This is a genomic window from Providencia sp. PROV182 (genome assembly GCF_028480325.1).
Lineage (GTDB): Bacteria > Pseudomonadota > Gammaproteobacteria > Enterobacterales > Enterobacteriaceae > Providencia > Providencia hangzhouensis.
Genome location: NZ_JAMPOL010000004.1, coordinates 324,144 through 338,409, shown reverse-complemented (window position 1 = coordinate 338,409; position 14,266 = coordinate 324,144). Strand labels below are relative to the sequence as shown.

Genomic DNA, 14,266 nt, shown 5'->3' with positions numbered 1-14,266 from the left:
AAGTAATATTATTTACGCTGACGCCATAGGGCTATCAGGTTTAAGTAATTGGTTTTGATTTTCTGCACCAGCTCATCGTCATTGATTTCACCTTTCATCCACTCCAACGAAGGCTTACCAAATAAAGTGCGGCCAACAGCAAATCCTTTGACGATTGATTTCCCAGCGGCTGCGTTGAAGCCTGCTTGTAGCTCAGCTTGTGGTGCGTCAAGTCCTAAGAGCACGACACCGCGGCAATAAGGGTCACGTTCTTGAATTAATTGATCAACTGCATCCCAGTTTTGCGCTTGTAGTGGTGGCAATTTCCACCAATCTGGTTTTATACCTAAGTTATAGAAGCGTTTGATTGCGCGTAAATACAGCTCATCGTTGCGTTCCATATCTGCGGGCAATATCACCTCGAGCAACAATTCATGCCCTGATTGGCAGCAAGCGCTATACACTTCTTGAACCGTTTTTTCTTGCTCTAAGCGCAGTGGATGGTTGTCTTCTGGGTGAAAAAATACCAAACATTTGACAATATGCTCTTTTGGCCAGCTAATCAGCTGAGAGCCAATATTCCCATGCTCTAAGCATAATGGTCTTGACGCAGGTAGCTCAATTGGGCGGCCTATCCACCAACCACGGCCGGTTACATCATTCAATACGTCTTGGCCAAATGTACTATCACAGAGTAACCCTGCTTTCCCCTGCAGATTTGCCTCTTCGGCTACTTCACTACTAGCGCGGTAAATCAATTTTTTCAGGGTTGGAATGCAAGAAATATCAACCCCTGCGAGGCGTGCCATATCAACAAATTGAATGCGGTGGTCAAATGCCATAACACAAAGTTCATTCCATTGTGTGCTACGTGAAGTCACACGGTGCAAATGGTTAAGCATCGGGTCAAGATCTGGGCGTGGAACTGCAGCTGCACGCTCAAGGTAATTATCCAACTCGATTTTTGTTGGCATTGCAGGCGCACAGCCATGGCGCGAAACCACTAAAGCCCCACAAGCATTCGCATAAGCGCAGGCTTTTTCCCAACCATCGCCGTTTAGATAACCACGAAGTAGGCCAGACATAAATGCATCACCGGCACCTAATACGTTGAGAACTTCAACTCGCACACCATGAACGGTGATCCCTTCGTCCAACGTTTCTGGGATCTCACCACTAAATACCGAGCAGCCAAGAGAGCCGCGTTTACACACCAGTTCCGCATCCGTTAATTGGCGAATGTTCTTAAGTGCTTGTACGGTATCCGTCGTCCCGCCTGCAATATGAAATTCTTCTTCTGTACCGACAATCAAATCGAACATCGATAATACGTCTTGCAGTTGTTGCGTGACACTATCGGAAGCAATAAAACGTGTTTCACCATCACCCAAAGAGGTCAGTCCCCATAAGACCGGGCGATAATCAATATCAATGGCTGTTTTGACATTATTACGTTTAGCATATTCCAACGCTTTTAGTACTGCCGCGCGAGTTTTCGGGTTAGATAAATGCGTTCCTGTAATTGCCAAGCAGCGTGCAGATGCAATATATTCTTCAGAGAAATCGTCTGGCGTAATCGCCATATCTGCGCAGTTATCACGATAGAAAATTAATGGGAAAGTATCCTGATCTTTAATCCCTAAGATAACTAATGCCGTTAATCTGTCTTTGTCTGTAATAAGATGGCTAGTATCACAGCCTACACGCTGTAACTCCTCACGTAAAAAGCGCCCCATGTGTTCATCCCCCACACGGGCAAGCATTGATGATTTCAATCCTTGTATTGCAGTGCCGAATGCAACGTTTCCTGAAGAGCCGCCTAAATATTTGGCAAACGAGCTCACATCTTCTAAACGAGAACCTATCTGTTGTCCGTACAGGTCAACGGCAATACGGCCCATACAGATAACATCTAACTTCTTCTGCTTATCCATTAATTACCCCTTAACTACAACAGAATTAATTGATTTCTTTAACGTTAACCCAACGTTGTTCGTCATATGAACGTGCTATCGCGTCTAATATTCGTGATACTTTCCAGCCTTCTTCAAAATCAGGCCACATTGGCTGCCCTGTTGCAACGCCATCAATTAAATCGCGCACTTCAACTGTTTTTTGGTCATTGAAGCCAATACCATGACCTGCAGCATTACAAAATGGTGCATAATCCGGGTGTTCTGGCCCAACAAAAATTGTTTTAAAACCTTGGCGGTTGCTAGGTTCATCATGGCGATAGAGCTTTAGCTCTGCCATTCTTTCTTGAGTGAAAGACAACGTTCCTTTGGTGCCGGTCACCACATAGGTTAGCCCCATTTTACGGCCAGCTGCGATTCGTGAAGTTTCAATGACGCCCATTGCGCCACCAGCAAAACGTACCATGGCATGCGCTTGGTCTTCATTTTCAACCGTAACCATAACGGTTGAACCCGTTTTTTCAGGGCGCTGTTTAATCACAATTTCCATATCACCACAGACGGTTTCAATATCCCCTACTAGGAATTGCGCCATATTGATAATGTGTGCAGACAAGTCCCCCAAAGCACCTAACCCTGCTTTTTCTTTAAAGCAATGCCAGTGAATTGGAGCGCTAGGGTCAGCCATATAATCTTCATTATGAGTGCCATAAAAATGGATAACTTCCCCGATTTCACCATTTGCAATGATTTCTTTGGCTAGCTGCGAAGTTGGGTTTTTCATATAGTTAAAACCCACTAACGTTAAGACGCCGGCTTGTTTAGCCGCTTCGACCATTTCTTTGGCATCTTCAGAATTGAGTGCTAATGGTTTTTCACAATAAACATGTTTACCATGCTTAATTGCCTCCATTGCCATTTCTTTATGTAGGAAATTAGGCGAGCAAATATCCACTACATCAATATTTGGATCTGCAACTAATTTGCGCCAGTCATCCGTTGCACGATTAAAACCCATTTCCTGAGCTCGGGTTTGTGCTAGCTCAGGGGTAATTTCTGCAATCATTTCGCGAACCAATTTCCCCTGCAATGGAAAAACGGTTGGTGCTTGTGCATAAGCAATGGCATGAGCTCGTCCTATATAGCCAGTACCTATCATCCCGATACGGATCTCTTTCATCTGTTCTACCTCTCGCTCATTTCTTGTAGTGCAATAGCTGGCCCAATATTCGTTCCAGATTTTATTTCAATAATGATGTTATACGGAACATTCGTTTCATTTTCAATATTATTAGAAACATTAATTTCATTATGTGATCTAACGTTAATTTTTAGTGTAATCAATTAATTTATAAGAAAATAAATATTAAATTTAAAGAAAGGAAAAATAATAGAGTCGTGATGAGATGGAATAAAATGAAATAGAATAACTAAAAATGAAATTTATTGAGTATGGGATCTGGCAAAGATCCCATTCTCTCTTCAAAACTAAAAATTAACGATGAAGAATACTTAAAAACTCTTCTTTACTTGAGGTCAGAGACAGTGCATTGGCAATAAATTCGTCACTAAAAATCAACGCAATTTCCCTAAGTACATCAATATGTTCCCTTGATTTTGCAATCACGCCTATGGCAATAAACATCACATTGGTTCTGTCCCAAATAACACCGTCAGGAAATTGAAAAATTTCAACACCGGTATGCAAGATAATATCATTGGCGGACTTAGGTAGATGTGGCAACGTGATGCCATTCCCCAAGAATGTTGATATCTGTTGCTCCCTTTCCGTTAAGAAATGTACACAATCCCTATCAACATAACCTTTATTTTTAAATTCCGTACCAACCATTTTGAGTACTTCAGCTTTATTTCTTGCCTGACAACCTAAATGCAAATTACTTGTGGTTAGTTGTTCTATCATATCCAACCCTCGATTAAGTTAATTAGGTATATTCACACCACCAATAAGTAATAATTACATTGATGAGAGCTCTTCTTCTAATTGCTCTAATGATTTGTTTGATGTTTCTGGCAATAACTTCACGACAAAAACGATAGCTAAGTAGTTTATTACCGCAAAAATTAAGAATACCGGACCTAAACCAAGTTCTGCTTGTAATACAGGGAATAAATAACTCACAATCGCATTCATAATCCACATAAAGAAGACCGAGATCCCCATGGATAACCCGCGAATTTTAAGTGGGAATAGCTCAGCAAGTACCACCCACGTTAAAAAGCCCATCGTTCCTTGCATAACCCCAACAAACACCGCGCCAAGTAACCAAATTAATGTTGCTTTAACATCCCCGGTTAAAAAGTAGTCTGTAGCTGCAATTAATAAGTGTAACGATGCCATTAGCGCAAAACCACCAACAATCAGTGTCTTACGTTTAAATCGGTCAACAAGGAATAACACCCCTATCACCATACCACCAACAGAAAAAACACCATTTAATACGTTGAAAACTAAAGATGTTTGCTCAGAAAAACCCGCTGTTTTGAGAATTTCTGTGCCATAATACATAATAACGTTAACCCCAGTTGTTTGCTGTAATGCCGCCCACACCATCCCAATTAAAACCAATTTAAAAATCCAAGGTGTATTAAAAATTAACGCTAAATTTTGTTTATTGGCATTCGGATGACGTTTAGCTTCCGCAGCTTCAACATCTAATAACGTCACGATATCTTCATATTCTTGAATTGCACGTTTTTCAGGACGAATTTGCTTCAGTATTTTCAAGGCTTCTTCACGACGGTTTTTACTCATTAACCAACGTGGGCTTTCAGGCGCTTTCCACATACCAAATAGCAAGCACAACGCGGGCACGGCTTGTACTAACAGCATATAACGCCAAACATCAGGAAGATGGCCCCAAATTGAACCGATAATCGCATTAATAGCAAATGCTGCTAGCTGCCCGATAACAATAGCAACTTCATTTAACCCAGTGAGTTTCCCCCGCATTTCAGTCGGAGCCACTTCAGAAATAAACGTCGGTGCCGTCACAGAGGCACCACCCACCGCAAAGCCCAATATAAACCGAGCAATAAGAAGAACTTCAATATTTGGGGCTGCCGCAGATAAAAATGCCCCAAATAAAAACAGAAATGAGAGGTAAAGCAAATAAGTACGGCGCCCGACAAAGTCTGCTACACGTCCGCCACAAACACTACCTAATGCTGCGCCCACTAATAGGACACTCATTACCAGCCCTTCTGTGGTTGGCGTTAAGCCCATGTTTTCTTTCAGTGATGAAAATGCACCGTTAATGACACCAGTATCATAACCAAATAGTAATCCACCAAAGGTTGCAACCAAGGTTATTTGGTGCAACCTTTTTCTCTGTTGTTGATTGAGATTCATGATTAATGACATATTATTACCTTATTATTTGAATCATTATGTCTTACCAAAAAAACAATTTTTCAATATTTAAATAAATGTTTAATGTTAAATATTAAATAATGAAATAAGTTTCTGGCACTCTGGTTTGAATCGCTACTTTGCTAGCTTTAGGCCTGATCGATAAACTCTTTGAAAATAGATTTCGCAAATTTAAAACGATGAATACATCAGTTAAATTAAAGAAAGTAAGATTATAAAAAGCCTCAATTAATCTCGGAATATTGAAAGCCTAAAGAGTATTAAATAAAATGTAATATCAGTATTTTATATACTCATTAATAAATGAATATATTTACTATTGCGGCCAAAAATTAATTTTTAACCGCAAGTCTATAATCAAGTTAAATAGTATTACCGCATTAATTACAATTTAACTTCTTTACCTGTTTTGAGTGACTCCAGTGCTTTGTCTGCAAGATATAAAGCCAATTCACCATCGGTCCCTGTCGTTTCAGATTCCGCACGGCCTGCTAAGATATCAACAAAATGCTGCCATTCTGCTTGGTATGCTTCATGGTAACGTTGTAAGAAGAAATACTCTGGCTTGGCCGATAAGCACCCAACTTCACTTAACAGCGCAACACTATTCTCTTTAATATTACCAGCCGTTAATAATCCTTTTTCACCATGTAATTCAATGCGTTGGTCATAGCCATAACCTGAACGACGGCTGTTAGAGATGGTCGCCATTGCGCCTGATGGGAATTTTAAGATAATAAACGCGGTATCAATATCACCGGCTTGGCCGATCGCAGGGTCAACAACATTGCTGCCTTGTGCGTAGACAGAGCAAGGCTCCTCGCCAATCATAAAGCGCGCCATATCAAAGTCATGAATAGTCATATCTCTGAACATACCACCGGAGACTTTAACATATTCTGCAGGTGGTGGTGACGGGTCACGAGATGTGATAATTAAAGATTCTGCTTTACCAATCGCGCCTTGTTGGAATAAATTTTTCAAGTGGCGAAATTGAGGATCATAGCGACGGTTAAAACCAATAAACAGTGGAACGTTATGTTCTTTTACGCTTTTTAAACACTGCTTCACACGCTCAAGGTCGAGGTGAACAGGTTTTTCACAGAAAATCACTTTTTTATGTTTGGCTGCTAGTTCGATTAGATCAGCGTGAGTATCTGTGGCTGAAGCGATTAAAACACCCTGTACATTAGGGTCTTGCATTGCTTCTTCTGTTGTCTGAACTTTGGCTTGGTATTTTTCAGCCAAGGCAACCGCATTGGGTTGGTAAGGGTCGATGACAGAGTAAAGTTTGGTTTCTTTATGGCCGGCAATATTAACAGCATGAACCTGTCCGATACGTCCTGCGCCGAATAGTGCTATATTGAACATTCAAATGCTCCTTGATACCTTAAATCCACTATTTGGATATTACGAAATATACCAAATAAAACATTCATTTCAATTTATAATTTTTTGAAAATTATATTTTTGGGCTCTAGATAACAAATGTTATATTAAAGTGTATTTTTAGTGTTATTCAGATCACAAATTAACAATGTAAGCGAACAGCATTTAACAATAAAGTCTGTGTTTGCTGGCACATTAGTTCTCCATAACTTCTTTTTTTGCTCTTCCTTCGTCTCGAAATAAAACATATATTTCAATTAAATTACTTTTAAACTATTAAATCCATAAAAAAACCCAGCCTAAGCTGGGTATATAATCCAAATGATTCGAGTTGCGTGGGCGGGTAGCGCAGAGCATTCCCCATACAACTTGAAGTATGACGAATATAGAGCCACAAGTGGTAACCACTATGTAAATTAACACCAAAGCAATCCTTGCTAAATTTCCAGTAACTACCCTACTTAATTACATCTGACTCATTAAGAAAACGAAGAACATTCCTCGACGGTAAAAACACCGTCGAGTTATTACGATAATACAAAGCACTAACCCAATACGTTGATTAATAAAGACGAACTTTATTTTCAACCATCTGTTTAATTTTTTCAGCGGAAGCAACTATTTGAGGCTTTTTAGAAACTTGTGCCGTACCTGTGCGCCACCAAGCTTCATAACCATCGGTCATTGTTTTCGGAAGTACTTTAATATCAATCAATACACAGCCCGAATGGGACTTTGCGTCTTCCAGTGCGGCAATCAATTGTTCCTCATCATGTACCCGATAACTTTTACAGCCATAGCTTTCTGCGTTTTTAGCAAAATCGACCTTCACTAACGGCCCATCCATCAACCCCGTCTGTGGGTTTCGATGTCGGTTCTCTGTACCAAAACTTCCCATGCCTTGGCTCATCTGCAGGTTATTAATACAACCAAATCCCGCGTTATCAAACAATAAGATGGTGATCTTAATGTTCTCCTGAATCGCGGTTTGTAATTCACTGTGTAGCATTAAATAAGAGCCATCTCCGACCATCGCATAAACCGGTTGTTTCGGTGCAGCAATTTTAGCACCAACAGCGGCGGCAATTTCGTACCCCATGCATGAATAACCATATTCAAGATGATAGGTATCTCGCTGTTTTGGTAGCCAAATACGTTGTAAATCTCCCGGTAATGAACCTGCTGCCCCCACAATAATGGCATCGTCTTCCATGTATTGCTGCATCAAGCCTAGCACCCGTGTTTGTGCCAGTTCTGTACCTAGCGTTTTACGGTATTCTTCAAGCTTATCATCAAGATGGCCTGCAATTTCAGGGACAAAATCTAATGGCCGATACTGTATACTAAACAAGCGCTCCAGCTCATTTTTCCACTGTTGTTTAGACTGCTGAATTTCATCCCCCCACTGAGCTTCATAGTGAGAATCTTTCAGCTTTATATCCAGTGCTTGAAGTGCTTCTTTGGCATCTGCAACCACTTTCAAAGCATCTAACTTACTTGCATCGAATTCCGCAACATTGATATTTAAGAAGGTTACATTTGGATGACTAAATAAAGATTTAGATGCGGTGGTAAAATCCGTAAAGCGAGTCCCCACCCCAATCACTAAGTCAGTTTCTTTAGCCAATAAGTTTGCGGCTAACCCACCTGTAGTGCCAATTCCACCCATATTCAAGGGATGACTAGCAACGACGACACTTTTACCCGCTTGGGTTTCGCCAAATGGAATACGGTAATCTTCAGCAAACTGTAAAAATGCCTCGTGAGCTTCGGAATAACGTACCCCACCACCACAGATGAGTAATGGTTTTTTCTTGCTACGAATTAGATTTACGGCTTCTTCGATACTCACCGTTGTCGGTGGTCTACGTTCAATACGATGGATGCGTTTTTGGAAAAAATAATCGGGGTAATCCCACGCCTCGCCTTGAACATCTTGAGGTAGACAAATGGTTACCGCGCCAGTATCCGCAGGATCCGTTAACACCCGCATTGCATTAACCATGGCTGCCATTAGCTGTTCAGGCCGTGAAATCCTATCCCAATAGCGTGAGACAGGTCGAAAACAATCATTCGTGCTTATTGTTCCGTCGCCATACTGTTCAACTTGCTGCAAAACGGGATCTGGCTGACGTGTTGCAAAAGTATCGCCAGGTAGTAATAACAGTGGGATGCGATTCGCCGTAGCTGTTGCGGCAGCTGTGATCATATTCGCAGCACCTGGGCCAACAGAGGACGTAACCGCAAAAATTTGTTTACGTTTTTTTTGTTTGGCAAAGCCTGTCGCAATATGTGCCATGCCTTGCTCGTTGCAACCTTGATAAACACGTAGATGCCCAGGCGCCTCTTCGAGCGCCTGACCTAAACCCACAACGTTACCATGGCCAAAAATCGTAAATACTCCCTGAATAAACGGATACTGCTCACCATCGACATCAACATATTGTTGGTTTAGAAATTTAACCAACGCCTGAGCGGTCGTCATTTTCTGCTTATTCATACGGGTCTCCGTTTATTCCATGGTTGGCATTGTGAAACTACTTTCATGGTGTTCTAAGCGAACACTTGCAGGCCAACGGCTAGTGACTGTTTTCATGCGAGTATAGAAGCGAACACCATCATTTCCATGTACATTTAATGGACCAAAAATAGAACGTTTCCAACCACCAAAACTGTGGAATGCCATCGGTACTGGAATCGGTATGTTGATCCCAACCATTCCAGCTTGGACATTTTCTTGGAATTCACGAGCCGTTTCACCATCACGGGTGAAAATAGCCGTTCCATTTCCATATTCATGTTGGTTAATTAGTTTCAAACCCGTTTCGAAGTCTGGAACACGCACTACTGCTAAGACAGGCCCAAAAATTTCTTCTTTATAAATGTCCATCTCAGGAGTGACATTATCAAATAATGTTGGTCCTACAAAATAACCATTTTCGAAGCCTTTCACTTTAAAATCACGGCCATCAACTAATAACGTCGCACCTTGTTTTTCACCGCTAGTAATATAGTCACAGATTTTAGCTTTGTGCTGTGCTGAAATGACGGGACCCATATCATTTTCTTTGCCTTGCGTAATACCTGGCCCGACGGACATTTTAGCAATTTGACCTTTCAGGTTAGCAATGAGCGCATCTGCTGTTTCATCACCGACGGCTAAGACTACAGATAATGCCATACAACGTTCGCCCGCTGCACCAAATGCCGCGCCCATAATGGCATTAGCCGCCTGCCCCATGTCCGCATCCGGCATTAAAATACAATGGTTTTTTGCACCACCGAGTGCTTGACAGCGTTTGCCATGAGCAGATGCCGTCGTGTAAATATATTCAGCAATAGGTGTTGAACCAACAAAACTAACGGCTTGGACTTCTGGCGCGGTTAAGAGCACATCGACAGATTCTTTGTCCCCTTGAACAACGTTAAATACGCCATCAGGTAAACCTGCTTCTTTTAATAATTTAGCTAATCCTAATGCTAAAGAAGGGTCTTTTTCTGATGGTTTTAAAACAAAGGTATTGCCTGTTGCAATAGCCACTGGGAACATCCACATCGGTACCATTGCTGGGAAATTAAATGGTGTAATTCCCGCACATACCCCCAGAGGTTGCATTAATGAGTGGCTATCAACACCGGTAGCAACATTGGCTGAGTGCTCACCTTTTTGTAAGTGAGGGATACCACATGCAAATTCAACGACTTCCAAACCACGAGTTAATTCACCTACCGCATCAGAAAAAACTTTACCATGTTCTCTTGAAATTAAACGCGCCAGTTCATCCATATTCTCTTCCAGCAATGCTTTAAATTTGAATAAGATCCGGGAACGTTTCAAAGGGGAAAGTTTTGACCATTTAGGGAATGCTTTATTCGCAATCTCAATTGCTTTTTTTGTTTCATCGGCACTGCTAAGCACAACCTGAGCAATTTGCTCACCCGTTGCTGGGTTGAATACCGGTGCAAAACGCCCACTTTTGCTGGATACTATCTCACCACCAATGAAATTATGAATCTGTTCCATGTTGCCTCTCTTTAGCTGACAGAGTTACCTTGTTACTCAATGTATATGAAATATTTGTTTCACTTACAACTAAATTTGAAATAACATTCAATTTATGTGATCTAGACAAAGTTTTTATGAAATTTTTAATCGCGGCTAAAAAACACCTATTTTAAACTTATGTCCATCACTTATTTATTGGCTATTTTTCCTTTGTATTGGGCTAAACATGGCTTTCTTTCCATCAAGAAAATAAGAGAACAAATTGATGTAAGCTGTTCAATTTATTATCCCAAATTCAAATTATTTTAAGATCCTAAAAAAAGAAAATTTTTAAACATGAACTAAGTGTTTCAAAAAGATTCGACTAACGCCGTAAAACAACTACAATTAGAGCCAAATTCTGGAGGTTATATGTCAAGTGCATCAAATTTAAATGAGTTTCAAGAGCAAGTTCGCTCAAGGTATGACGAATTAAGTAAACGGCTACAGCAAGTAGCACGCTATGTGTTAGATAATACGAATAGTGTCGCATTTGATACAGTTGCCGTGATTGCGAAAGAGGCTAAGGTTCCGCCTTCGACTCTAATCCGCTTTGCAAATGCGTTTAATTTCAGTGGGTTTAATGAAATGAAACAATTGTTTCGTATGAACCTCGTTGAAGAAACGGCCAGCTACACAGATAGAGCCCGCATGTTTCGTGAAATGGACGGCTCCCAAGAACTGGGAGATGACCCTTCCCAAATTTTGAAGGAGTTCGCTCATTCTAACGCCCAAGCTTTACAACAAATGGCAGCCAGAACCCCTGCTGAAGATATCGAAAAAGCCGTATCGTTATTAGCAAATGCACAAAATATCTATATTATCGGTTTGCGTCGCTCATTCAGCGTTGCAACGTATTTAAGTTACGCTCTTAGCCATTTGGAATGTCGCCCAGTACTTATTGATGGGCTTGGCGGAATGTTCAAGGAACAGATCAGCAGGATCAGTGAAAATGACGTCGTTATTTCAATCAGTTTCACGCCTTACGCCTCGGAAACTGTCATGGTAAGTGAGAAAGCCGCTCAAGCAGGTGCGCAGCAAATCGTTATTACTGACAGCCAAATCAGCCCTTTGGCAAGTTTTAGCGATGTTTGTTTTGTTATCAAAGAAGCCCAAGTAGATGCATTTCGTTCGCAATCAGCCACCTTATGTTTAGCACAATCACTGACCGTTGCATTAGCCTACCGTCAGGGCAGCAGATTAGTCTAAGATATATGGCTCTGTAATTAAACACCTCCATTAATTCAGAGCCTCTTCCAGTCCTTTCTCTAATTAACGTAGACGTCATTATTAAAAACTAATTAAGTTTCATTTTTTTTCTTTAATTTGTGAGTCTCATCAGAAAATACAAATTCTAAAAAGACAATGGAATGAAATTATTATTTCACCCTGCTATGTTGGGATTATATCTCGTGTTAGATAAAACCAAGAATAAGGGCTAAGCATGTTAAATACACACTTTCTTTATTTACTCGGACACCTTCGTTTACTTGAAGAGCAGCATTCTGTCACGTCACTTAATCGCTCTGGTATTGGTTTAATCGGCACTGCACCTTATAACCAACTTTATATAAATGCGATAAAATGCTGCGCTCATCATAGTGAGCTAAAGTCAATTTGCCATTTGTCTCCATCTCTACCTTCTATGACTTACTTTATGTGTCAAAAGAAAAAGATAGAAGAGTTGATCAATAATGATGACGTTGACTGCATTATAATGACATCCACTTGCAGTGATGAGTTACTAAGATTTGCAATTCAGACTGCGGTATCTGCCGGAAAAGATATCCTATTGAATGATATCCCCAACTTTAGTGAAAACGAATTGAAGGAGGTATTAAAGCAAGCAATGCGCCATGATGTATTGATTGATTATAACCAACCTCTTAGCTTTGATAACCAGTTCAATCAAATAAAAGCGTCTTTAATGTCTAAACGTGGTACCGAAACAGGGTTATTGCGTATCACAGCGCACCGAATAATAGAAACTGAAAATCAATTACCATTCAATATACTACGAAACACCATCACAAAAAACATAGAATTATTGTTATCCTTGATGCCTGATTTTGTCCTTTCATCCCCCGCTATTCAATACTCACATCCCTTTACTAAAAGAACCGATGGCGATGTATTGATGATTAATTTACGCCAAGAAAACGGTTTATTGGTTTCATTTGAAATCTTTTTCAATACGGGGAAGATTTTAGACAAACTGTCATTAAAACAATGTAATAACCGATATGAGATAAAGGAAAAACTCTCTTTTAATGAAACATATCAAGAGATTAATCAAAATAATTTTATTGTAGAGCAACTCGACCAATTTGTTTTAAGACTCGGTAGCAACATAAAACTAGCCAAAATTAATCAATGGAGTCGCGCCAATAAACTAACAGATATAGTAATAAAACAGCTAAATACTCATGGATATATTTGATTATTACGAAATATAAAGATAATTCTGATAGTAACAGTTAATATTATTATGCTCACGAATGATATAACAATACTATACCGCTTAATGTTACATTCTAAAATTACTTATAATCAGTGTATTGAACTACATGTACCATTATTCACATTGACAACGCCATATAAAAAAGAAGCGGGATCAACATTAAAAAGATAAGCAAATTGAAATAGTGAATCGACATCAATACAACTTTCTCCTGTCTCAAATCGACTCATTTCTTCTTCTGTTACACCAATTAAACTCGCCATTCGTTCTATCGATATCTTATGGTTTTCTCGTTGTTTTCGGATTTTTATCCCTAGCATTTTAGCAATGTTTTCCTTCCCCATAATAACCTCTATTAAATATTAAAATGAATATTATTAACCGGTGCGTAAACTATCACCAACCATAAATTTATAAATTGACTTATAATAATAAAACCCCAACTAAACAAGTCATTTAAAGACAATCTATTAATGAATTAAAAAACAACAACCATATAAAATACTGATATGTATGGCTATATCGTTTTCTTTTTAACTGTGATTCTGATCACGTTATTTTTATAACCTAATAGGTATAGAAAACTACACTGTAATAAGCCAACGACTTCAAAATTACATTTTCAATTTAACCAAAATTCTAACTTACATTTTCAATTTAATAAAATTATCTTGACTGATTTAATGTTATAACCTTAAGAAATTCGTGACAATTTGTATTCATGCGTATCAATAAGTTTCCAGAACATAATTATAATAAAGAATTTTTTTTTCAATCATAAAAAAAGGCGCTTTTTTTTATTTATTAGTCGAATAACAACATTAAATTTAGGTATTAAATATAAAAATTTTCATATTAGTCTATAAAGCTAAATCACCTTTTCATATTAGTGCCTTACATTAACCTGCTCTTATTCTGAATATCTAAAATTAATTATCACACCTGGCTATTTTCGGTAAAAAAATTCACTCCACTGCATTTATGCCATGTTCATTACCTTCAGTCTATACCACAATACGTAAAAATTAGACAAATTATGTAAACGCTAGATAGGTGTACTCAAGCAATCTAGCTACGTTTCCACC

10 protein-coding genes are annotated in these 14,266 nt (G+C 39.4%); 2 read left to right on the top strand and 8 right to left on the bottom strand.

Annotated elements, in window-relative coordinates:
* Nucleotides 1–8 precede the first annotated feature (8 nt).
* From PR834_RS04265 to PR834_RS04235, 7 genes are all read right to left on the bottom strand, one after another.
* Nucleotides 9–1,913 (bottom strand): bifunctional 5-dehydro-2-deoxygluconokinase/5-dehydro-2-deoxyphosphogluconate aldolase, encoded by a 1,905-nt coding sequence (locus PR834_RS04265; RefSeq protein ID WP_110592175.1) that lies wholly within the window; start codon nucleotides 1,911–1,913, stop codon nucleotides 9–11.
* Between the two features lie 25 nt (nucleotides 1,914–1,938).
* Nucleotides 1,939–3,072 (bottom strand): Gfo/Idh/MocA family protein, encoded by a 1,134-nt coding sequence (locus PR834_RS04260; protein WP_004262126.1) that lies wholly within the window; start codon nucleotides 3,070–3,072, stop codon nucleotides 1,939–1,941.
* A 315-nt stretch (nucleotides 3,073–3,387) separates the two neighbouring features.
* Complete coding sequence (locus PR834_RS04255) at nucleotides 3,388–3,816, bottom strand: PTS sugar transporter subunit IIA (protein WP_004262128.1); 429 nt, start codon at nucleotides 3,814–3,816, stop codon at nucleotides 3,388–3,390.
* A gap of 54 nt (nucleotides 3,817–3,870) precedes the next feature.
* Nucleotides 3,871–5,277 (bottom strand): sugar porter family MFS transporter, encoded by a 1,407-nt coding sequence (locus PR834_RS04250; protein ID WP_004913304.1) that lies wholly within the window; start codon nucleotides 5,275–5,277, stop codon nucleotides 3,871–3,873.
* A gap of 393 nt (nucleotides 5,278–5,670) precedes the next feature.
* Nucleotides 5,671–6,657, bottom strand: a complete 987-nt coding sequence (gene iolG / locus PR834_RS04245; protein WP_144140963.1) for an inositol 2-dehydrogenase — start codon at nucleotides 6,655–6,657, stop codon at nucleotides 5,671–5,673.
* Nucleotides 6,658–7,237: 580 nt separating this feature from the next.
* A complete protein-coding gene (gene iolD / locus PR834_RS04240; RefSeq protein WP_196724629.1) occupies nucleotides 7,238–9,175 on the bottom strand; it encodes a 3D-(3,5/4)-trihydroxycyclohexane-1,2-dione acylhydrolase (decyclizing) in 1,938 nt (645 codons plus the stop codon).
* Between the two features lie 12 nt (nucleotides 9,176–9,187).
* Entirely contained in the window at nucleotides 9,188–10,699 is a 1,512-nt protein-coding gene (locus PR834_RS04235) for a CoA-acylating methylmalonate-semialdehyde dehydrogenase (protein ID WP_004262148.1), read from the bottom strand.
* Nucleotides 10,700–11,092: 393 nt separating this feature from the next.
* On the opposite strand from PR834_RS04235, the gene PR834_RS04230 reads away from it, so the two are divergent.
* On the top strand, nucleotides 11,093–11,929 hold the full coding sequence (locus PR834_RS04230; RefSeq protein WP_272536460.1) for a MurR/RpiR family transcriptional regulator: 837 nt from the start codon (nucleotides 11,093–11,095) through the stop codon (nucleotides 11,927–11,929).
* Between the two features lie 235 nt (nucleotides 11,930–12,164).
* A complete protein-coding gene (locus tag PR834_RS04225; RefSeq protein WP_231135930.1) occupies nucleotides 12,165–13,160 on the top strand; it encodes a hypothetical protein in 996 nt (331 codons plus the stop codon).
* Between the two features lie 110 nt (nucleotides 13,161–13,270).
* On the opposite strand, the gene PR834_RS04220 is transcribed toward PR834_RS04225, so the two are convergent.
* A complete protein-coding gene (locus PR834_RS04220; protein WP_272536459.1) occupies nucleotides 13,271–13,501 on the bottom strand; it encodes a helix-turn-helix domain-containing protein in 231 nt (76 codons plus the stop codon).
* Between the last annotated feature and the right edge of the window lie 765 nt (nucleotides 13,502–14,266).